This is a genomic window from Neisseria sp. P0008.S010, assembly GCF_051962715.1.
GTDB classification, from domain to species: domain Bacteria; phylum Pseudomonadota; class Gammaproteobacteria; order Burkholderiales; family Neisseriaceae; genus Neisseria; species Neisseria elongata.
The window spans coordinates 1-248 of sequence record NZ_JBQCVA010000379.1 but is presented as its reverse complement, the minus strand read 5'-3'; the positions used below and the strand labels follow the sequence as shown (position 1 = coordinate 248).

Annotated in this window: 1 rRNA gene; it reads left to right on the top strand. The window is 50.4% G+C overall.

Annotated features, from left to right (window positions below):
* Positions 1 to 248, top strand: a 16S ribosomal RNA gene (locus tag ACTHSL_RS13980); the annotation flags it as partial.

The window sequence follows — 248 nt, the reverse complement described above, 5'->3', positions numbered from 1 at the left end:
GATTTATTGGGCGTAAAGAATGCGTAGGCGGCTTAATAAGTCGGAAGAGAAATCCCAGGGCTCAACCCTGGAACTGCTTTCGAAACTATTTTGCTAGAGTCCCGGAGGGGTTAGCGGAATTCCGAGTGTAGAGGTGAAATTCGCAGATATTCGGAGGAACACCAGTGGCGAAGGCGGCTAACTGGACGGGAACTGACGCTGAGGCATGAAAGTGTGGGGATCAAACAGGATTAGATACCCGTGTAGTC